Below are 21,649 nucleotides of genomic sequence, written 5' to 3'. Positions count from 1 at the left end.
AGGAGAAAAACAATGTCAGATCCATTTATCGGTCAAATTTCTATGTTCGCTGGTAATTTCGCTCCCCGTGGTTGGGCCTTTTGCAATGGGCAATTACTGTCCATTTCGCAAAATTCTGCGCTTTTTGCAATTCTGGGCACTACCTATGGTGGTGATGGTCAAGCGACTTTTGGGTTACCGGATCTACGTGGCCGTGTGCCGACAGGGCAAGGGCAAGGGCCTGGTCTTCCTGCGGTTGTTCTGGGAGAAGTTGCAGGTACTCCCTCTACTACGCTCACCATCAACCAGTTGCCGACTCACAACCACTCGGCAGTTTTCCAGGGAAGTGCCAGCCAGGTTGGTGCCCCGACGATTGATGTGGGCACATCATCCGCAAACGCATTAGCTAATCCCACCAATGGTTCAACCACTTATCTAACTGCCGTAACCGCCGCCACCAACCTTGGTGATACTGTTGATTTCCATGGGCTATTTACCAGCACTGCGCCGGCAAGTGGTGCTACAGGTAGCTTGGGTGGAGTTCATGGCGGTGGTACTGTAACGCCAGCAGGTACGGTTACTGTGGGCGCAACAGGTAACGGTCTTCCCTTTTCAATCGCTCAGCCTTATTTGGGTGTTAGCTTCATTATTGCGGTTGAGGGGATATTCCCATCGCGTAATTAAGTAAAAGTATGAGTTAAAAGCATCTGTGTAAATGTTCTTTAGAGTGTTTGCACAGGCGCTTGTGCAATTTGTTAAAGCAAACGGTTAAAGAGTGCGGAAGGTAAGTTCCTGGATCGATAAGTGAGCTGCTTAATGCGATTCGGAAATTTTTGTAATGTAAATATCGTTAATGAATTTTAAGGAAATACCATGTTGCGTACCAACCTCGATAAGACCAAACCATTTGCCAACACCTCCCACAATAAATGGCATAAATTATTTTGGCTTGCCATCGTGATGATGTTACTAACGCCGCGAGCTGCTTTCGCGACGCTGGTAAATAACGGTGTTGACGGCACTATCGGTTGGGATGCAATCATAAGCAACGGAATTATTGCAGGTGCAATCACTGGTCAGACTCCTGGTGGTCTGATCTCCGTAACTAACCATTTAAGTAGTGGCTTTGACATCTACGCGAAGAACAACTCTGACCCCAGTTCACAGAACTTTACCATGCGCAACCAGACGATAGGGATGACAGGTGCTACCAGCGCTCCTTTTGTGCGCATAGGGGCGGTTAACGGTTATACGCCAGAGTGGCTCGAATTACGTGCCAATCAAGGAATATTTGATCTCACGACAATTAAGGTAGCTAGTGGAGATCGTATTACTGCGACAAGCTATAACTTTACTCTCCAGGCGCTTGATAGCTCGTTTTCTCCGGCGGGGGCTGCAGTTACTTTAAATAGTGTTCCGTTTAACAACTATGGAACTTTCAGTGTATCCGGTAATACAGATTTTGACGGCATATACGGTGTTCGAATTACGGTCAATACTGGTTTGCAGATTGCCGTAGATGACATAGAAATTACCAGCCCACGCATGCCTGATACTACACCGCCCACGGTAACTTCCGTCACCTCCAGTACTTCAGATGGCACCTATAAAGTGGGTGATCCAATCAGCATCCAGGTGAATTTCAGTGAAAACGTGATTGTGGCCAGCGGCACTCCGCAATTAACCCTGGAAACAGGTACTACCGACAGAATGATCAACTATACCGGCGGCACCAACAGCAGCACCCTGACGTTTACCTATACCGTACAGGCGGGTGATGTCACTGCTGATTTGGATTACACCACGACCACTGCCCTGGCTTTGAATGGCAGTACTATTCGCGATGCAGCAGGCAACAATGCCATCCTCACACTTGCTAGCCCCGGTGCTGCAAATTCACTGGGTAATAATAAAGCGCTGGTTATTGATGGCGTGGTGCCCACAGTGACATCAGTAAATTCCAGTACAGCTAATGGAACCTATAACACGGGGAATTCGATTGATGTGCAGGTCAACTTCAGTGAAGCCGTAACCGTGACCGGCACTCCACAACTAACATTGGAGACGGGTGCAACCGACCGGACAATCAACTATGCGAGCGGTTCTGGCACCTCTACGCTGACATTTAGCTATACCGTTCAGGCTGGGGATACTTCCAGTGACCTGGATTATGTAGCTACCAGCTCGCTGGCATTGGGCGGGGGAACTATCAGGGACGCTGCGGGTAATGACGCGACTTTGACCCTGGCTTCACCGGGGGCAGCCAATTCATTAGGTAACAATAAAGCCTTGGTTATTGATGGTGTTGCACCTTCGGTATCCAGCATTGTGGTAAGCGGGAGTCCAACGGCGGCCGCTACCAGTGTGAATTTCACTGTGACCTTTAATGAATCGGTGACCGGTGTTTCAACCGACGACTTTGCGTTAGGAATTACTGGAACAGCCAATGGCACCATTGCCAGTGTTTCCGGGTCTGGTTCCAGTTTCACGGTTACGGTGAGTGGTATTGTTGGCAACGGTACTATCAAAGTAAACCTCAATGCATCAACCAATATTGTCGATGGGGCGGGTAATGCTGGTCCTGTGGCTTATACCAGTGGGGCAACCCACACAGTAGCGATTCCAACAGTATCTGATGCTCCAACGATTGGTATGGCGACAGCGGGAGACGGGCAGGTTTCTATAGCCTTTACGGCCCCTGTAAATAATGGTGGCTCTGCAATCACAGGTTATACCGTGACCTCTAACCCGGAAAATATCACTGCCGGTGGCAATGGTTTTACAACATCACCGATTGTCGTGACTGGCTTAACTAACGGTACTGCCTATACCTTTACAGTGAAAGCAACAAATGGGGTCGGTGACAGCGTTGCCTCTGTTGCCTCCAACTCGGCTACACCCAAAGGTAATCAAACCATTACTTTTCCTAACCCCGGTGCACAAAACTTTGGTACTTCAGCTGACTTGAGTTCAACGGCCAGTGCAACATCCGCACTTGCAGTGAGCTTTACCTCATCCACAACTGGTGTTTGTACTATTACTAGCGGCGGCACCTTGACGTTTGTGACTGCCGGTAGTTGTACTATTGATGCTGTTCAGGCAGGTAATACGGCGTGGAATGCAGCCACTACAGTAACCCAGACTTTTACTGTGAATGCGATAGTTCCTGATGCACCAACCATAGGCACTGCCACTGTAGGTGATACTGAAGCAACGGTGACATTTACTGCACCAGCCAGTACGGGTGGGGCTGCGATTATTGCCAGCGGTTACACCGTCACCGCTAATCCAGGTGGTGCAACCGGTACGGGTTCCAGTTCGCCAATTACAGTAACAGGGCTGATGAACGGAGTGGCCTATACTTTTACGGTAACCGCGACCAACTCAGCAGGGACGGGTGCAGCATCGGCAGCTTCCAACTCGATCATTCCGGCATCACCACAGACGATTACCTTTGCTAATCCAGGAACACGGAACTTTGGTACTTCGCCAACGCTGACCGCAAGCTCATCGGCAGGTGGTGGTTATGTTGTCACTTTCACCTCATCTACCACCAGTGTTTGTACTATTACCAGTGGCGGTGTGTTGACCTTTATAACGACAGGAACCTGTACGGTCAATGCGGATCAGGCGGGCGATTTGTCTTTCCTGGCTGCACCGCAGGTGAGCCAGTCTTTCAGCGTTAGCCCCGTAGTTCCCGGTGCACCAACCATAGGGACTGCAATTGCCGGTGATACCCAGGCCAGTGTTGCCTTTGTTGCCCCAGTGAATATTGGCGGCTCGGCGATTACTGGTTATACCGTGACGGTAAACCCGGCGGATGTCGTTCCAGTACACGGTGGTTCATCTCCGATTGTGGTGACCGGTTTAACCAATGGCCAAGCTTACACCTTTACCGTAACTGCCGATAATGTGGCGGGTACTGGCCCTGCATCGGGCGCATCCAACTCGATTACTCCGGCAGCAATCCAAACCATTACTTTTGCTAATCCTGGAGCGCAAAACTTTGGTACTACGCCAACATTAACGGCTACAGCTGATTCAGGCTTAACACCTGTCTTTACTTCATTCACTACGGGCGTTTGTACTATTACCTCCGGTGGTGCACTGACCTTTGTGACGGCAGGTAGCTGTACTATTAATGCAGATCAAGCAGGTAATAGTAGCTATTTACCTGCTACACAGGTGAGCAGAACCTTTGCGGTAAATGCTGTCGTGGCTGGAGCGCCAACCATAGGAGCTGCAATCGCTGGGGATAGCCAAGCGGTTGTTAGCTTCACTGCACCGATATTTAATGGCGGTTCATCAATTACAGCTTATACAGTGACATCTAGCCCCGGTGGTTTTACGGGTTCGGGAGCAGGATCTCCAATTACAGTTACAGGGCTTTCAAATGGTACGGCCTATACATTTAGTGTTACTGCGGCGAATACTGTGGGAAGTGGTAATGCTTCAAGTGCGAGTAACTCTGTGACGCCAAATGGTGCACCGACTATTAGTGGTTCGCCGATATTAATCGTGAATCAGGATGCTTCGTACCAGTTTACGCCGACAGCGTCTGACTCTGTGGGAGATACACTTAGCTTTAGTATTAGTAATAAACCTACGTGGGCAACATTTAATACCGCGACAGGCATGTTGTCTGGTATTCCATTAAATCAAGATGTTGGTGTGACTAACGGAATTGTTATCAGCGTTTCTGATGGCACTTTATCCGCGAGTCTACCAGCGTTTAATTTAACTGTGACGAACGTCAACGATGCACCGACGATTAGTTCTATGGCTATGACTGCAGCGACCCAAGATGCAGCGTATAGCTACATCTTTGCGGCTGCGGATACTGATGTGGGCGATGTACTTACGTTAAGCGCGATAACTAAGCCTAGCTGGCTAAGCTTCAACGCCGCAACTGGTGTATTAAGCGGCACGCCTACAAATGCTGATGTGGGTTCTCACCCAGTGACACTGAGGGTTAGAGACACAGATGGCTTAACGGCTGACCAATCCTTCATGGTTATTGTGACCAACGTCAACGATGCACCTGTGATTAGCTCTCCAGCCATCACTACAGCAACTCAAGATATAGCTTACAGTTACACAGTGATAGCTACCGACTTAGATGTGGGTGCTGTGTTAACCCTCAGTGTAGTGACCAAACCGAGCTGGTTGAGTTTCAACTCGGTGACAGGTTTACTCAGTGGTACGCCGAGCAATGCGGATGTGGGCAGTCATGCTGTGTTACTGCGAGTGACGGACGCTGACGGATTAACAGCAGATCAATCGTTTAGTATTACAGTCACTAATAGCAACGATGCACCTACCATCACTTCAACAGAAACTACGGCCGCTGTGCAAGACGCTGTTTACAGCTATACCTTTGCCGCTACAGATGTCGATGTGGACGACGTACTGACATTGAGTGCGGTGACGATACCAAGCTGGTTGAGTTTCAACTCGGTGACAGGTTTACTCAGTGGTACGCCGAGCAATGCGGATGTGGGCAGTCATGCTGTCACCTTACGAGTGACGGACACGGATGGCTTAACGGCTGAGCAGTCCTTTAGCATTACAGTTACTAACGTTAACGATGCGCCTGTTGCGACGAGTGCAAGTGTGACCTTAGAGGAAGATAGCTCTGTGATGATCACGCTTACTGGGGAGGATGCAGATAGTGATCCTCTTGCCTATGAAGTGGTGAGCCAACCTGAGTCGGGCACTTTGGAGCAGCATGGAACTGTGTGGTTATACACACCGGAGAAAGATTTCAACGGTGCAGATCAGATAAGCTTTATTGCTAAGGATGCTGAACTGAGTTCTGAGCCTGCAACTATCACCATGAATGTCACGCCAGTGAATGATGACCCACAAGCTGTAGATGATAATTACACTCTAGCCAGCACCGCGGATGATAAATACACACTAGCTGCGCTAGAGAATGATGTTGATGTGGACGGTGATACTTTGACTATCGATGGCGCGGCAGCAGACATAGGTAGTGTGCAGATTACTGCTGATGGACTCATATTTACTGCCCCTGCAGCTTATGTTGGTCCGGTCGCACTTCGTTATACCATTAGTGATGGTCAGAAAGGGCGCGCAAGTGCAAAAGTCAACTTACTGGTAGAAGGTGGGGAGGCTGACAATTTACCTGTTATTACTGTACCTAGTGATGTTGAGGTTAATGCAACAGGCTTGTTCACTCGGGTGGATCTAGGGTTTGCGAAGGCCGTTGATCGTAATGGTCATCCACTGCCCGTTTCTTTGGTCGATAAGCGTTTATTCTTTGCCCCTGGTAGTTATCTTGCTTACTGGCAAGCCGTAGATCGTGATGGCAACAAAGCGACTAAGGCTCAGAAAGTAAAAGTGCATCCATTAATTTCCTTGAGTAAAGATCAAGTCGTGGGTGAGGGTAATGAGGTTGTTGTTAGTATTCACTTAAACGGTGTAGCGCCTGAGTATCCAATATCAGTTCCTTATACGGTTGCAGGTTCCGCGGATAGCAATGATCATGACTTAGTCGATGCGGTAGTGGAGATTACTTCAGGTACATTGGCCCATATTCACTTTAGAACCATAGAGGATGGGGAAGTTGAGGCTGAAGAAGATGTGTTGATCAGCCTAGATCCAAGTTTGAATTTAGGCAGTAAGAAGCAAACACAAGTGTCGATCACTGAGGCTAACATTGCCCCGAGTGTGACTCTTGAGGTGACTCAAGCGGGTGAACGTCAGTTGATCGTGGCACAAAATGGTGGCGAGGTTCATATTCGTGCGCAGATTAGCGATGCCAACATGAACGATACTTTGACATCTGTATGGTCGAGTGGCGCGCTGAACTTGCAGTCCGATGATGCGGGGATGTTCTTCTTGCCGACAGAGGTCTTGCCGGGCATTTATCCTGTGAGCCTGACTGTGACGGATAGCGGCTTACCCGCGCTGTCTACCACGGAGAAAGTTTATATTGTTGTGCGCCCATCTTTGCCACCTCTGACTGGAACTGATACCGACGGTGATTTGATCCCTGATAACCAAGAGGGATTTACCGATACAGACCGCGATGGCATTCCAGATTACTTGGATGCAATCAATGATTGTAACGTGATGCCTGAAGGTGAGTTGCAGCCTGTGTACTTCTTGGCAGAGGGGCAAGCGGGCGTGTGCTTACGCTTAGGTAATATTGCACTGATGCAAGAGCAAAGTGGTATTCAACTATTACCTAATCTGGTTCCTGAAGACAGTATCGCGGCCAATGTGGGGGGGATTTTTGACTTCATTGCTACAGGACTACCGCAACAAGGGCAGAGTTACAGTCTGGTGATACCACAACGTTCGCCAATTCCTGCCAATGCGGTATATCGTAAGTATCAAGCCCAAAATGGTTGGAAGGATTTTGTGATTGATGCGCGCAATAGTGTCGCCAGTAGTGAAGGTGAGCGTGGTTTCTGTCCTCCACCAGGAGACAGTCGTTGGACTTCTGGATTAACTGAAGGCCATTGGTGTGTGCAGTTAACCATAGAAGATGGTGGGCCAAACGATGACGATGGCGTCGCTAACCGAACCATTGTCGACCCAAGTGGCGTGTCAGTGATACTCAATGGTAACCATTTACCTGTGGCGAACCCAGATACGGCATCTTTACCTTGGAATCAGAGTCTCGATGTCGATGTGCTCGCCAATGATACGGATAGCGATGGTGATGCCTTGACGGTAACACAAGTCACCAGCGAGTTCGGAACCGTAGTTATCTTGGCTAATCAGCAGTTAAGTTACACGCCAGCAACCGATTTCATCGGTACAGATGTGCTGGTGTATAGCATTACCGATGGTAAAGGTGGTACTGCGAGTAGTGAGTTGACTGTGATTGTTAATGGCAATACGGCACCTACGACAGTGAACGATAGTGCTGCCATAGATGACAGAACGAGCTTGTTACTCGATGTGTTGAGTAATGACAGCGATCCCGATGGCAACGTTTTAACCTTAGTCAGCGCAACCGCGCAGCAAGGAACGGTTTCTGTTGAATCTAATAAGCTACGTTATATCCCTAAAACTGGATTTGATGGAGTAGATACTGTGAGTTATCAGATTAGTGATGGATTGGGCGGCGAAGCAACTGGGCAAGCGTTAATCACAGTTAAGGCATACCAAGATGTGGTGATAGATAACAAGTCGGGTGGAGGCAGTATGTCCTTATGGGCATTAGGTTTGATTCTTACAATGGGTTTAATTCGCCGTAAGGAATTACATAAATTAGTCTTGGGCACTGTGTTGCTCGTAGGCTCCGTTAATCAAGCAAATGCGGCTGATAACTGGTATGTCGAGGGATTTGTCGGGCAAGCTCAGGTTGATAGCAGCAGGCGAGATCTACAGCCACAAGCGGGGGCAGGCTTTGTAACATCGGTTGATGATAAAGATACTGCTTTGGGTGTGAGTATCGGTTATCAATGGACTCCCTATGTTGCCATCGAATTAGGCTATGCCGACTTTGGTAATGGGACTGCGAGGATTGAGGGCGCAAGTCTCACCCCTGAGCAATATCATGAGCAGGTCAAAGCCGTGACGCCAGTTCTGGCCGATGGTGTTATGCTGGGATTACGCTTCACTTTACTCCAACATGAAGCTTGGCGGTTCGAAGTACCCATCGGGTTGTTTAGGTGGCAAGCGGATATCAGTAGCACTATGGGCAATAGCCGTTTAACTACAGAGCTTGATGGTACAGATTGGTATGCGGGCGTGCGTTTTAGCTATCAATTTACTGAGTCATGGTCTGTAGGTTTGGGATATCAATATGTGGATATCGAGCCTAATGATTTCCTCAGTTACCAGCTCAATCTACGATATCAATTTTAAGCGTTAGCATATCAAAAGGGGCATTCGCCCCTTTTTACTATCCAATAAAACATCGTATTTGAGAATATTTTGAAGGTGTTCACTTAAGGCTGAGCTGGGTTTGTGATGCATATTGCAAAGGATTTGTGGCTTACCATTAGGAGCATATAATAAATTCAGGTTGTAGATTAAAGACAGGATAGTAAGATTGTCACTTACCTTATTTAATTTATCGCTTTTTTATCCAGAGGCAGTTATGTCGCAACGGCAGAATAAGCCGGAAATATTGCATACCGAAGTTGTCGCGAGAAGCCGATTATTTCAAATTGAGCAAGTGCATCTTAAGTTCTCCAATGGTGTAGAGCGCCAATATGAGCGCATGAAAGGCGGTAGTCGTGGCGCTGTGATGATAGTGCCTATTCATCAAGGGAAAATGCTACTGGCACGCGAATATGCTGCAGGAACTGATAATTACGAACTCGGTTTCCCAAAAGGTTTGATCGATCCTGGTGAGACAGCAATAGAAGCTGCTAACCGTGAATTACAGGAAGAAATTGGCTTTGGATCGAATAAGCTCACCTTACTGAAAGAACTCAGCCTAGCTCCGGGTTATTTCTCTAGTAAGATGCAAATTTTTCTTGCAGAAGATCTGTATGAGAGTCGCCTTGAAGGTGATGAGCCTGAGCCAATTGATGTGGTGCCTTGGGCGCTCGCCGATTGGGAAGCCTTGCTCGATGATGTTGATTTTTCTGAATCCCGTAGTGTGAGCGCGTTGTTTTTGGCGCAAAAATATTTATACCCAAACAACCTGAAGATGCAGGATTCAGCGGGAGTTTAACGCACTTTAGGCAAGGCGGTTATTTGCAGACCTAGCGGGCTAAGTTAAAAATAACCAACACAGCATAAAGTGCGTTAAAACCCGCCGGGACGGAGCGCCTAGGGCACTCCACTTCGGCGTTGCATCAATTTAAAAGGTGGCCGTTCTGTCATTGATGCGCCTTGAATTGAAGCACCCTAGGCGCTCTGAAACTCGTATCTTCAGGTAGCTTGGGTATATAACTTAAATAATCTTTTTCCTTTTAAGCGTTCAGAGTTTGCACGCTTGCAAAACATTCGCTCAGCAGGCGATTGGAGTTGTTATGAAGCCAGAAGAGTTGATCGACGAAGTTATTGCGATTGCGACCGATGCAGGGATAACTATCCGTGACATTTATCTCAAAGGTAATTTTGAGCGAGAAATGAAGTCTGACAATACCCCTGTCACTTCCGCAGATTTAGCGGCTAACAAGATCATTTGTGACCGATTAACCGCCTTAACGCCTGATATTCCTGTGTTATCTGAAGAAGCCGCTGACATTCCGTTGAGTGTGCGTGAATCTTGGAAGCGCTATTGGTTGGTGGATCCGCTCGATGGTACGGGGGAGTTTATCGCCGGCAGTGGTGATTTTTCAGTCATTATCGCGCTGGTGGAACACAATCGTCCCGTGATGGGTGTAGTTTATGTGCCGATGACGCAAGTGTGTTATTACGCTATTGCTGGTTTAGGAGCGTACAAACGCACGGATAAACAAGAAGTGCGTATTAGCAGTCGCCAAATTGAGCACCGTGAAAAGGTCTCCCTAAGATTGGCCGTAAGTCGCCGTCAGGACCCTCAATCTGTGTTGACCCTATTCAACCATCCCAAACACTGCGAGTTAGTCGTGATGGGTGGCGCAGCGTTGAAGAGTTGTCTCGTCGCGGAAGGTCGTGCTGATTGTTATGTACGAGTCGGACCAACGGGTGAGTGGGACACGGGAGCCGCGCAAATTATCGTCGAGGAAGCGGGTGGACAGCTGATGGATACTGAGCTGCAACCGTTAACCTACAATGAGCGCGAGAGCTTAGAGAACCCTAATTTCATCGTAGTTGGTGCACCCAACTTAGAGTGGGATAAGATTTTAATAGGTGAATGATTTTCAAATGCAGTCTATACGTCCGGTATTAAAGTCAGAGTTATTCGCAGTTTATCAGCTCGAACAGGCCATTTTTGGTGAGCACAGCTATCCTGATTTCTTCTTCCGTCAGGGATTTGATTGTTGGCCAGAGCAATTTTTAGTGGCCGTGGATGCAGATAATCAGCTACAAGGCTATTTGCTCAGTGCCCAGAGTAGTGATCCTAACTGCATGTGGATATTATCTGTCGCAGTGAGTGAAAATGCTCGCGGGAAGGGATTCGGCAAGCGTTTGATGCAACAATGTTTAGCCGAGTTGCCCGTGTCAGTTGAGCGGGTGTGTTTAACCGTTGATCCGAGTAACCCTGCCCATGGCTTATATCAGCATTTAGGTTTCATTGATTCAACTTTTGAAGCCGATTATTTTGGCGCTGGCGCAGATAGGGTTGTGATGACTTACCGCAGGCCTTAAATCGCGCGCTTATCTTTGAACCAAAGATTATCCTCAAATAAAAATCACCTTTGAATTAAGAATGATTTTTAAATCAAAATAATGGACGGTGTGCTGACTGAGCGCGCCGTTTTTTATGCTCTTTTAGGTGATGTCATCCCACGGTTCCAGTTCGGCTTGCTGAGGGAATCTAATTCGAGTGCCTATCTTTATCCATCATCTTCAATAATATCCTTCATTATTTACCCTCTTCTGTACGTAAAACAAACTTATTTTGAACGTTGTTTTTTATTTTAACTGCTGTTAGTCTCTTGCTATTCAACAGGGGATGAGACCTATGGCCAGACGAAAAGAACACAGCCATGATGAAATTCGCGCGATGGCAATACAAGCGGCAACTGAGTTACTGATAGATCAAGGTGCCATAGGGCTCAGCTTACGCAAAGTGGCCAGTCAAATTGGTTATGTCCCTAGTACCTTGATTAATATTTTCGGCAGCTACAACTATTTATTACTGGCGGTTTCTGAGTTAACGCTTAGGACTTTGCACGACCGATTGACGGGTGTTCGTGCGGCCGACAGTTTAGGTAAAATTATTGCAATGGCTTGGGAGTATAGTCAATTCGCCCATGAGCAGCGTCAAGCTTTCAAGTTGGTTTTTGAGCTGCAATTACTCGATTCTGAACCCTTGCCTGAATCGCAAGGGCAATTGATTGCGGGGTTATTTACTCTGATTGAGTGTGAATTGGCGCAACTATTTCCCGAGGTTACGCAGGCGCAGCATCTCAGTATGAGCCGGGTATTATGGGGGGGAATTCATGGGCTGACCTCTCTGTCACTCGATAATAAGCTCTTCGCTGAGTCATTATCACTGCAGGATTTACTCGAGAGTCACGTACAAGCGTATTTACAAGGAATGGGTTACCAGAAGGAACTATCATGCTGCTAACAAAACGTTTTTTACCCTATTTTGCGACTCAGTGCTTAGGCGCATTGAATGACAACATCTATAAAAATGTGTTGCTGCTATTAGTGACCTTTAACCAAGTGAAAGACCTACCCATAAGCGTCGATATGTTTGTGAACTTGGCGGCTGGGGTGTTTATTTTGCCATTTTTCCTCTTTTCGGCCCATGCGGGTGTGGTCGCCGATAATATGGATAAGGCCAAACTTATCCGCCGATTGAAACTACTCGAAGTCATCATCATGTTTAGCGCCGCGATTGCGATTCTGAGCGAGAGCTACATGATGATGTTATTACTGTTATTTTTAACGGGTAGCCAGTCAGCATACTTCGGTCCGGTTAAATATTCCTTGTTACCCCAAGCGTTGAAAGAGGACGAGTTAGTCACAGGCAATGCTTGGGTTGAGATGGGCACTTTTCTCTCGATTCTGGTGGGCACTTTGAGTGCGGGGATCTTGGTTTCTAATGGAAACGGTACGCTTTGGTCGGCGATTACTGTTGCTGTATTAGCCTTTGCAGGATATTTATCGAGCCGAGCGATTCCTGCATTACCCCCGCAGGGCGTCATTGAAAAAATACGTTTCAGGCCGTTATCGGGCACTTGGCGTAGCATCAAAAAAGCCCGTCAAACGCCTTCAATCTGGATGGCTATCCTCGCGATCAGTTGGTTTTGGTTTTTAGGTGCGACCTATCTGACTCAGTTTCCTAACTTTGCTAAGCTGCATTTGCATTCTGGTGCGACTGTGGTGTCATTATTATTAGGCATGTTTTCCATCGGGATTGCTGTTGGCTCCTTCGTTTGTGAACGTTTCTCCTACGGCCATGTGGAACTCGGTTTACTGCCATTTGGGGTATTGGGATTAACTATTTTTGGTGTCGATTTGCTTTGGGCTATTCCACCTGCGCCAGTGGATGCTGGTTTTGTCTATGGATTAAAGGCCTTTATTGGCGAGTCGCAACATTATCGGGTGATGCTGGATTTCTTTATGATTGGCGTTAGCGGTGGCTTGTTTATCGTCCCCTTGTATGCGTTTATTCAATCTCGTTCGCCTAAGGGTGAATGTGCTCAGGCGATTGCAGCCAATAACATTATGAACTCATTGTTTATGGTGGTTTCGGCACTGTTATCTATGCTGTTACTGGGCGTTGCAGGTTGGACTATTCCACAGTTATTTCTGCTACTCGCCGTGATGAATGCTGTAGTCGCGCTCTATGTTTATTCACAAGTACCAGAATTTACACAACGATTTATCAGTTACTTACTCAGTCATGTTATGTATCGAGTGACAGTCACAGGCCGAGAGAAAATTCCAAAGGAAGGGGCTGGCATCATAGTTTGTAACCATGTGAGTTATGTGGATGCATTGATTATTATGGGAGCGTCGACACGGCCAATCCGCTTTGTGATGGATAAATCCATCAGCGAAATTCCTCTGTTGAAGTATTTGTTCCGCCATGCAGGTGTGATCCCTATCTGTTCGCCTAAGCAAAGTGAAGAGACCTATAATCGTGCCTTTGAGGCGATTCATGAAGCGCTCGCCAATGACGAGTTGGTATGTATTTTCCCTGAGGGTCGACTCACACCTGACGGTGAACTTGGCGATTTTCGTCCCGGAATTGATAAGATTTTGGCCAGAGATCCAGTGCCAGTCATTCCTATGGCACTACACGGATTATGGGGATCTTACTTTAGCCACAAGGGCGGACATGCTTTGGCTAAAATGCCCAAGCGTTTTTGGTCAAGGGTGTCGGTGGATTTAACGGATGCCGTCGATGGTAAGCTTGCGAATAAGGAATCTTTGAGAGTCCAAGTGGCGAGCCTGCTGGGCAAGTCTTAAATCTGTTATGGCAGTATGAAATAAAGTGAAGTGATAACCGCGAAGCTAATGTTCGCGGTTATTTTAGGGTGGCGATTTATCGTGTTTGATAGCTATCCAGCCACTCATGCATGGCTTGGTGCGAACCTTTAAAGAGTACACGTTCAGACTTTTTCTGTAATTGGTATTGATACATAGGATCGTAATACTTGTGCAATAACAGGTTTATCCAGACTAAATGCTGCGAAGTGTCATTCTGGTTAATTTGTTGATCGAGGGCTTGTTGCATCAAATCTTGCAGTTCTTGATGTTGTTTTCCGCCTAGACGTTTGCGAATGCTCACTAAACTCTGTAATAGATATTCACTGAAAGCCGCAAAACCTGCTTCCGGCCCTAGGCGCTCACAGAAGCCGCTATACATTTTATGCACATATTCATAGCGTAAGCGTTCGAGCCTCGCATCGTCCGACTCTTCTAGCGCTAAAACATTAGCGGCTTGCATGGCATTGTAAAATGTCTGCGGCAGCGCCGAACGCCCAATCAGGAAGCTTTCATCTTCGAGCAGTAAACACGCCGCGCCACTTGTTTGGTGTTGTAGCAAGGCAATGGCGAGTTGATTTTCAAAGTTAATCTGCGTTGGCTGTGGGTCGATATTCTTTCCAAAACTAGAGCCTCTGTGATTGGCTATCCCTTCAAGATCAACCGCTTCTTTACGCTGTAGTAGAAAATCGGTTTTACCGCAGCCCGTCATCCCGCTCAAACTCAATAACGGTTGCTGAGCGGGTGCCGCTTCAATCACGCCAATCAGATATTGGCGCATGGCCTTATAGCCACCCTGAATATAGGGGACTTCGATCCCAGCTTCTTTGAGCCATTGCTGAGTGAGTTGCGAGCGCAGGCCGCCGCGAAAGCAATAAAGGTAAGCATTAGGATTGGCTTTAACATAGCTAGCCCAAGCCTCGATTCTCTGTTGCTTGATGGGACCATTCACCAGTGAATGACCTAATGCAATCGCGGCTTGCTGACCAAATTGCTTATAACAAGTACCGACTTTTTCCCTTTCACTATCCAGCATCAAGGGCAAGTTGGTCGAGTTGGGAAACGCGCCCCGAGTGAACTCTATGGGCGCTCGCACATCCATCATCGGATGTTGGTTGAGGAAAATTTCCCTATATTGCTCTGCGGCTACAATAGCGCTTGGCATCAGCACAACACCACATTCGCTGCAGTGGTCGGTGTTTCCAGTGACCCAATGCAGATTGGGGTTATGTGGTTCGCATCGAGTAGGGCAATTAATTCCGCTTCAGCTGCGGCCGAGACGGCAACTAACAGGCCACCACTGGTTTGCGGATCGCACAGTATCGCTTTTTGATGCTCGCTGAGTTCAGGGAGATTCTCGCCATAACTGTCGTAATTACGGTGAGTTCCGCCAGGAACACAACCTAAGGCCAAATAATTTAAGGCGCGTGGTAACAATGGCACTGCATCAAATTTAAGCTTCGCAGTGAGGTTGGCGCCTTGGCACATTTCGAGTAAGTGTCCTGCCAGTCCAAAACCTGTGACATCAGTCAGGGCATTTACACCGCTAATTTTTGCAATGGTCGCGCCTATAGTATTGAGTTGACACATAGCATTTACCGCAATGAGGCTATCTTCATCGCGGAGTTTTTTCTGTTTTTGCGCTGTGGTTAAAATACCAATGCCGATAGGTTTAGTGAGATATAAACGATCGCCGGCTTTAGCGGTATCATTCTGTTTTAAATCACTTAAGGCAATTTGCCCGGTAACCGCGAGACCAAAAATAGGTTCGGGTGCGTCTATGCTATGACCACCGGCTAGCATGATCCCTGCTTCCATGCAGGCTTGTCTGCCGCCATCGACCACTTGCTGTGCGATTTCTGCGGGTAGTTTATTGATTGGCCAACCTAAAATTGCAATCGCCATAATAGGCGTGCCGCCCATGGCATAAATATCGCTGATCGCATTGGTCGCTGCGATACGACCGAAGGTGAATGGATCGTCAACAATTGGCATAAAAAAATCGGTAGTGCTAATGATGCCTATGTCATCATTGAGTTTGTACACTGCAGCATCGTCGCGGCTCTGATTGCCAACCAGCAGATTTGGATCGGTAAATACAGGTAATTGCGAGGCTAAGATAGTGCTGAGCACTTTAGGGGATATTTTGCAGCCACAACCTGCGCCATGACTATATTCTGTTAGCTTGATTGATTCTGGGAGTATAACTGGGGAATCTGACATGATCTCAACAGCCTATTTAAGTGATTAAGGCATCATCATAATCAGATACAGCCACCATGCAAGGTGGCCGTATGACTTTCGGGCAGAATTGTGGCTTAGCTATAAGTTGCGGTCAGGCTGCGCCAATGTTTTTGCTGGACTAAGAAACGCGCCTTTAGCTCTTCAACTTGTTGCAATAGTTGCTGATCGACAAGTTGTTTACGCTTGGCCTCAAGCAAGGTTTTCTGTGCTTGATAGTAATCCATTAAGTGCAGCTTTAATAACTCATACTCTGCTTGGATTTTTTCAATAATTTCATCAGCATTAGGCAGGTTATTAACCTTCCGCTTGGTACGTAATAACTGCATCTGTAAGCGTGCGCTCTCGATACGTTCCTGTGGACTCGTACGCAAATCCTTAGCTAATCCCAACCAAGATAATGACTTAATCAACCATTTGGTTGGATCGTAGTGCCACCATTTAATGCCATTACGATAGTCATTTTCGAAAATATGATGGAAATTATGATAACCCTCACCGTAGGTCAACATGGCCAAGAAGCCATTATCGCGGGCGGTATTCTTATCGGTATAAGGCTGACTGCCCCACACGTGGGCTAAAGAGTTGATAAAGAAAGTGCAGTGATGCACCACCACTAAACGCAATAAACCCGCCATCAATAACATAGACAGCACGTCACCATTGAGCCAGCCAAGCAGTGCTGGCAGTCCAATGTTCATCAGCAAAACGAGTGCGAGGTAATGTTTGTGTTGCCACATGACAATACGGTCATTTTGCAGATCACGCACATTTTGATAATCGTGATAGCGTTGCGACTGATACTCACGCAGCATCCAACCGATATGGCTGTACCAGAATCCCATTTTGGCTGAGTACGGGTCCTTGTCGTTATCATCTACGTGCTTGTGGTGGACTCTGTGATCAGATGCCCAGTGCAATGCACTGTTTTGTAATGCTAAAGCACCACCAAGGGCATATATAAAACGCACCGCCGGATGGGCTTTATAGGCCTTGTGTGACCAGAGTCTGTGATAACCCGCGGTGATTGACAGGCCACTGGCAAAGGCTAAAACAATAAAAGCGATCCATTCACTGGCACCATAGCCATGAACAATACCGCGCCATGGAACTAAAATTACTGCACTGAGGAAAGTGATGGCAAACAGACTGACATTAAGCCAGATGATAGGGGGTTTTTTCATTATAGGTTTCCAAAATTCGCTTTTGAGCGTACATCTGTAAGCTAATTTAGCTTAGCTATATTGTTTGGTCAAGGACGATAGGGCTGTGTTTAATGCCTAAAAGCGGTATTATCGCGTTATTACATTCAGTTAGCGGATTTAAGAATGGGTATTCGAGCACAGCAAAAAGAGAAAACTCGCAGAGCTTTAGTCGATGCGGCCTTTAATCAGCTAAGTGCTGAGCGCAGTTTCTCAAGTCTGAGTTTACGAGAAGTTGCTCGGGAAGCTAATATCGCGCCGACATCTTTTTATCGCCATTTTAAAGATATGAACGAACTCGGTCTTACTATGGTTGACGAGGGCGGGTTAACCCTAAGGCAGATGATGCGTAAAGGCCGTCAGCGAGCTGAAGTGGGTGGCAGTGTGATCCGTATTTCCGTTGATACCTTTATGGAAGTGCTTGATTCTAATCCAAACGTATTCCGTATCTTATTGCATGAACGTTCAGGAACCTCAGCAGCGTTCCGTGCGGCAGTTGCCCGCGAAATTGAGCATTTTATTTCTGAATTGGCTCATTATACCGAAGCCAAAGCGGGGCGAACCCCCTTGCTAGCTCGTGCACAGGCTGAAGCTTTAGTTACACTGGTGTTTAATGCCGGCGCTTCCGCATTAGATATGAAACGGGCTGACCGCAAAATTCTTGCCGATCAATTAGTCATGCAATTGCGCATGGTCGCCAAAGGCGCCGAGGCTTTGCAGCATAAGGTTGAACACCGCTAATCTGAGTGAGATGCAGATTCACTAAAATAATGGAGCCTAAGGCTCCATTATTTTTTTAGCGAATTTACGTTTAAGTGTTCTGCAGTCGAGCTCAGTGTATCTGAAGTGATTAACGACGCTCGAGTAGTACACCTGTTTCCATGTGATCTGTGTAAGGGAACTGATCAAACAAGGCAAAGCGGGTCACTTTATGGGTTTCGTTCAGTTGTTGCAGGTTATCTTTTAAGGTTTCTGGGTTGCAGGAAATATACAAAATCCGCTCATAACCTTGGACTAACGCCAGCGTATCAGGATCAATCCCCGCGCGTGGTGGGTCGACAAAAATGGTGTTGCAAACATAGCTGTCAAGATCGATACCTTCTAAACGTCTAAAGCTGCGTTTCTTCGCCATGGCATCGCTAAAGTCTTCGGCTGACATACGAATAATCTGCAGATTATCAATACCATTCACTTCGATATTGTATTGCGCCGCATCGACTGAAGGCTTAGCGAGTTCGGTTGCCAATACGCGATTAAAGTTTTGCGCCAGTGCGATAGAAAAGTTGCCATTACCACAGTAGAGCTCGAGTAAGTCTCCCTTACTGTTTTGAGTCGCATCGATAGCCCACTCCAACATTTTTACGGAAACTTTGGCATTCGGTTGAGTAAAGCTGTTCTCGATTTGCTTATATAAGAAGGTTTTATCATTTACTTGTAATGACTCAACCACAAAGTCTTTATCTAAATCGATTTTTTGCTTACGGGCACGGCCGATGATGTTGACGTTAAACTGGCTACTTAACTTGGCTTTCAATGCAGTCGCATCGGCGCGCCATTGGTCATCAAGCTGCCTGTGATAAAGCAAAGACACTAAGATCTCGCCGCTTAAAGTCGACAAAAAATCCACTTGGAACAATTTGTGCCTTAGACTCGGATTCGGTTTCAGCTCGGCGATTAAGGCCGACATCATTTGATTGATGAGCACGCTGGCTGGCAAGTATTGATCGCAACGTACTTTCTCATTCAATACTTTATCGAACATGTAATAGTATAAGTCGTCACCATCATGCCACATGCGGAATTCGGCGCGCATACGGTAGTTAGCTGGCTCTGAGGCAAAAACTTCAACACTCGGTGTTTCAAATTGGGCAAAGGCTTGTTCTAGCTTGATACGCTTGTGTTCTAACTGCGCATCATAAGTCTGAGGGTCCATTGCTGCTAAGTTCATTGTTTGATTCACCGTTGCTGTAAATTGGGGCGCAAATATTATACTAGGTGACACGAATGTCCAGTATCTTGCTTTTGCGGTTTTCGCAAAGCTATGGGAAAATCCGCGCACTTGAATGTGGTTCTATGGTATTTGGCTGGATTCTGTCGGTAAAGCAGCCATCGAATCGTTAATGCGTCCAATCTGTATAGTTTATTTATATATCCGAAACTGGAGATTCGCTTGTCGCGACCTATATTAGTGTTTGATTCTGGGATTGGTGGTCTATCTGTACTGGCTGAAATCCGCAAGAGTTTGCCCCATAGCGACTATTGCTATCTTTTCGACAATGCTAGGTTGCCCTATGGAGAGTTGGAAGAGCAGGTATTAATTTCTGGCTGTGTCGAATTAGTATGCGATCTAGTGGCTCGTACCAATGCAATGATAGTGGTCGTTGCCTGCAATACTGCAAGTACTGTTGTATTACCGGCATTACGTGCACATCTTACTGTCCCTGTCGTAGGTGTTGTCCCCGCCATTAAACCCGCCGCTCTAATGTCTAAGAGCAAACGTATTGGACTCTTGGCTACACCTGGCACAGTTAAGCGTCATTATACCCATGAACTTATCAGCCAATTTGCTGATGATTGCCATGTCGAACTCTTTGGTTGTTCTGAATTAGTGATGATGGCAGAACAAAAAGTGGCGACTGGAATGTTGGATATGCATAGATTGGCACAGTTACTGGCACCAGTCGTTGCCGCACAATTGGATGTTCTCGTACTAGGTTGCACTCATTTCCCTATGATCAAAGCTGAATTACAACAAGTGCTCGGTGCGGGCGTAAAACTAATGGATTCTGGCGCTGCTATTGCTAAGCGAGTCGTGACTCTTTTAACGCAACAGAATCTTATTATGGAAGATCACAGAGTAACAGATGAGAGAGAAGCAGTAAGGGAGTCGGTGATGCAAGCTTTCTATACTAAGGTGGGAATCAGCGAAGGGTTAACAACAACATTAATTGATTGTGGCTTTTCAACTATCGAACGAATCACCACAACCAACTAAATTACAAAATAAAGCAAAACAGTTTAAGCGGTGATGCTACTCGTCTGTCCCTGTACGGTCGGCAGCTTCCGAATCTTGTGTTTTTGCTTCTCTTACTTTTAAGGTTCTTTCTTGGAAACTATAGTCATTCAGTTTAACCATGGCTTTCTGAGCGCCTGATTCTGACATTTCCACAAAACCAAAACCTTTACGACGACCCGTTTTACGATCTCTGACTAAACGCACAGAGTTTACTGGACCAAATTCGCCAAATAGTACTTTTACTTCACCCTCATGAACACGATAAGGCAGGTTACCTACATATAAGGTCATTGTAGGGCCAACATATTGTTCTTCTGAAGCATGAGATGATGAAGTCTCTGGAACAAATTTAAAAACAAGACTTGCAATGATAGCGCCAGCGACAAAAGCAATAGCTGATAATGGCGTTGCGAACTGAGATAGTGCTACTGCGCCAATAATGGCGACAATCAAGACAATAAGAAATGACTTTTGCATAAGAATGCTCTCTGATGAATGGGAAATTGATAAATAACTGTTAACAGCAAGTATATGGTAATGAATTATTTACTTTTACACTAGACCATTGCTGAAATATTGAGCGTGAATTATCAATTATTAGATAAAAAACCTTACGTATCTCCGATAAATAGAGCTTATAAGCTAAAAAATGGACATAACGTTTAAAATATCGACGTGCGATTCAATGATCGATAAAAAGCCCTTGCGGACTTTCTCAATCTCCCTATAATGCGCATCCACTGACACGGCAGACAGCGTAACGCAAGTTAAGCAAAGAAAGCCAAGCAGTTCATCGATTAGCGAGCTAAACGATGAGCGTTGAGAAAGTTGAAAAAACTACTTGACGCATTAACGGGAATGCGTAGAATACGCAGCCCTGACCCGCTGAAAACTCAGTGTGTGGTCAACGCTCTTTAACAATTTATCAAGCAAATCTGTGTGGACACTCACAGGTGTTGAGTTAATCGAAACTGCTTAGCCTTCGGGTTGGCAGTCAAAAATTTAAATCAATGTAACAATGAGTGTTCATAGCAATATGTACAGTTTGTTTCTTTAGCGAGAAACAAAAAAATCAGAATTCATTGAGCCGCTGAAGTCGCAAGACTGAAGCAACAAAACTTTAATTGAAGAGTTTGATCATGGCTCAGATTGAACGCTGGCGGCAGGCCTAACACATGCAGCA

Annotated in this window: 14 protein-coding genes; 9 read left to right on the top strand and 5 right to left on the bottom strand. The window is 46.5% G+C overall.

The features are described from left to right. Window positions 1-12 precede the first annotated feature (12 nt). The 7 genes from L5M17_RS10015 (at window position 13) to L5M17_RS09985 (ending at window position 13,989) form a co-directional block, all read left to right on the top strand. The gene (locus tag L5M17_RS10015) at window positions 13-663 is read left to right on the top strand and encodes a phage tail protein (protein WP_263147043.1); all 651 of its coding nucleotides are present in this window, start codon (window positions 13-15) and stop codon (window positions 661-663) included. A gap of 189 nt (window positions 664-852) precedes the next feature. After that, window positions 853-8,826: an Ig-like domain-containing protein gene (locus L5M17_RS10010; protein ID WP_263147041.1), complete on the top strand. Its 7,974-nt coding sequence runs from the start codon at window positions 853-855 to the stop codon at window positions 8,824-8,826. Between the two features lie 235 nt (window positions 8,827-9,061). Then, a complete protein-coding gene (gene nudE / locus L5M17_RS10005) occupies window positions 9,062-9,643 on the top strand; it encodes an ADP compounds hydrolase NudE (RefSeq protein ID WP_212601707.1) in 582 nt (193 codons plus the stop codon). Window positions 9,644-9,944: 301 nt separating this feature from the next. Continuing rightward, a complete protein-coding gene (gene cysQ, locus L5M17_RS10000; protein WP_011848162.1) occupies window positions 9,945-10,757 on the top strand; it encodes a 3'(2'),5'-bisphosphate nucleotidase CysQ in 813 nt (270 codons plus the stop codon). A 7-nt stretch (window positions 10,758-10,764) separates the two neighbouring features. Further along, complete coding sequence (locus L5M17_RS09995) at window positions 10,765-11,208, top strand: GNAT family N-acetyltransferase (RefSeq protein WP_263147038.1); 444 nt, start codon at window positions 10,765-10,767, stop codon at window positions 11,206-11,208. Between the two features lie 316 nt (window positions 11,209-11,524). Continuing rightward, window positions 11,525-12,136, top strand: coding sequence for a TetR/AcrR family transcriptional regulator (locus L5M17_RS09990; RefSeq protein WP_263147034.1), 612 nt, complete (start codon window positions 11,525-11,527; stop codon window positions 12,134-12,136). Further along, entirely contained in the window at window positions 12,127-13,989 is a 1,863-nt protein-coding gene (locus L5M17_RS09985; protein WP_263143471.1) for an MFS transporter, read from the top strand. Before L5M17_RS09990 ends, L5M17_RS09985 begins: the two co-directional genes overlap by 10 nt. Before the next feature lie 76 nt (window positions 13,990-14,065). Here L5M17_RS09985 and mnmH read toward each other — a convergent pair whose 3' ends face one another. From mnmH to L5M17_RS09970, 3 genes are all read right to left on the bottom strand, one after another. Then, window positions 14,066-15,172, bottom strand: a complete 1,107-nt coding sequence (mnmH, locus tag L5M17_RS09980) for a tRNA 2-selenouridine(34) synthase MnmH (RefSeq protein ID WP_263147032.1) — start codon at window positions 15,170-15,172, stop codon at window positions 14,066-14,068. Continuing rightward, window positions 15,172-16,230: a selenide, water dikinase SelD gene (selD, locus tag L5M17_RS09975; protein ID WP_263147030.1), complete on the bottom strand. Its 1,059-nt coding sequence runs from the start codon at window positions 16,228-16,230 to the stop codon at window positions 15,172-15,174. The genes mnmH and selD overlap by 1 nt, the downstream gene beginning before the upstream one ends. A 95-nt stretch (window positions 16,231-16,325) precedes the next feature. Beyond that, window positions 16,326-17,432: an acyl-CoA desaturase gene (locus L5M17_RS09970; RefSeq protein WP_028759426.1), complete on the bottom strand. Its 1,107-nt coding sequence runs from the start codon at window positions 17,430-17,432 to the stop codon at window positions 16,326-16,328. A gap of 144 nt (window positions 17,433-17,576) precedes the next feature. Between L5M17_RS09970 and fabR the strand changes: the two genes are divergently transcribed. Next, window positions 17,577-18,191, top strand: coding sequence for an HTH-type transcriptional repressor FabR (gene fabR, locus L5M17_RS09965; RefSeq protein WP_105251021.1), 615 nt, complete (start codon window positions 17,577-17,579; stop codon window positions 18,189-18,191). A 109-nt stretch (window positions 18,192-18,300) separates the two neighbouring features. Here fabR and trmA read toward each other — a convergent pair whose 3' ends face one another. Next, the gene (gene trmA, locus L5M17_RS09960; RefSeq protein WP_263147028.1) at window positions 18,301-19,398 is read right to left on the bottom strand and encodes a tRNA (uridine(54)-C5)-methyltransferase TrmA; all 1,098 of its coding nucleotides are present in this window, start codon (window positions 19,396-19,398) and stop codon (window positions 18,301-18,303) included. 222 nt (window positions 19,399-19,620) lie between these two features. Here trmA and murI point away from each other — a divergent pair, with 222 nt between their 5' ends. Continuing rightward, window positions 19,621-20,445: a glutamate racemase gene (murI, locus tag L5M17_RS09955; RefSeq protein ID WP_105251023.1), complete on the top strand. Its 825-nt coding sequence runs from the start codon at window positions 19,621-19,623 to the stop codon at window positions 20,443-20,445. A gap of 36 nt (window positions 20,446-20,481) precedes the next feature. Here the strand turns inward: murI and L5M17_RS09950 are convergent, their stop codons facing one another. Beyond that, window positions 20,482-20,943 (bottom strand): RNA-binding protein, encoded by a 462-nt coding sequence (locus L5M17_RS09950; protein WP_113941557.1) that lies wholly within the window; start codon window positions 20,941-20,943, stop codon window positions 20,482-20,484. Window positions 20,944-21,649: the final 706 nt, after the last annotated feature.

This window comes from Shewanella sp. SW24 (assembly GCF_025653395.1).
GTDB classification, from domain to species: domain Bacteria; phylum Pseudomonadota; class Gammaproteobacteria; order Enterobacterales; family Shewanellaceae; genus Shewanella; species Shewanella oncorhynchi.
This window is presented reverse-complemented; position numbering and strand designations above follow the sequence as displayed.

Excerpts from the sequence above, each read along its gene's own strand:
- L5M17_RS10015 (WP_263147043.1), top strand. The coding sequence starts at position 13 with ATGTCAGATCCATTTATCGGTCAAATTTCTATGTTCGCTGGTAATTTC.
- L5M17_RS09985 (WP_263143471.1), top strand. The coding sequence starts at position 12,127 with ATGCTGCTAACAAAACGTTTTTTACCCTATTTTGCGACTCAGTGCTTA.
- L5M17_RS09970 (WP_028759426.1), bottom strand. The coding sequence starts at position 17,432 with ATGAAAAAACCCCCTATCATCTGGCTTAATGTCAGTCTGTTTGCCATC.
- L5M17_RS09995 (WP_263147038.1), top strand. The coding sequence starts at position 10,765 with ATGCAGTCTATACGTCCGGTATTAAAGTCAGAGTTATTCGCAGTTTAT.
- cysQ (WP_011848162.1), top strand. The coding sequence starts at position 9,945 with ATGAAGCCAGAAGAGTTGATCGACGAAGTTATTGCGATTGCGACCGAT.
- L5M17_RS09950 (WP_113941557.1), bottom strand. The coding sequence starts at position 20,943 with ATGCAAAAGTCATTTCTTATTGTCTTGATTGTCGCCATTATTGGCGCA.
- L5M17_RS09990 (WP_263147034.1), top strand. The coding sequence starts at position 11,525 with ATGGCCAGACGAAAAGAACACAGCCATGATGAAATTCGCGCGATGGCA.
- trmA (WP_263147028.1), bottom strand. The coding sequence starts at position 19,398 with ATGAACTTAGCAGCAATGGACCCTCAGACTTATGATGCGCAGTTAGAA.
- selD (WP_263147030.1), bottom strand. The coding sequence starts at position 16,230 with ATGTCAGATTCCCCAGTTATACTCCCAGAATCAATCAAGCTAACAGAA.
- nudE (WP_212601707.1), top strand. The coding sequence starts at position 9,062 with ATGTCGCAACGGCAGAATAAGCCGGAAATATTGCATACCGAAGTTGTC.
- fabR (WP_105251021.1), top strand. The coding sequence starts at position 17,577 with ATGGGTATTCGAGCACAGCAAAAAGAGAAAACTCGCAGAGCTTTAGTC.
- L5M17_RS10010 (WP_263147041.1), top strand. The coding sequence starts at position 853 with ATGTTGCGTACCAACCTCGATAAGACCAAACCATTTGCCAACACCTCC.
- mnmH (WP_263147032.1), bottom strand. The coding sequence starts at position 15,172 with ATGCCAAGCGCTATTGTAGCCGCAGAGCAATATAGGGAAATTTTCCTC.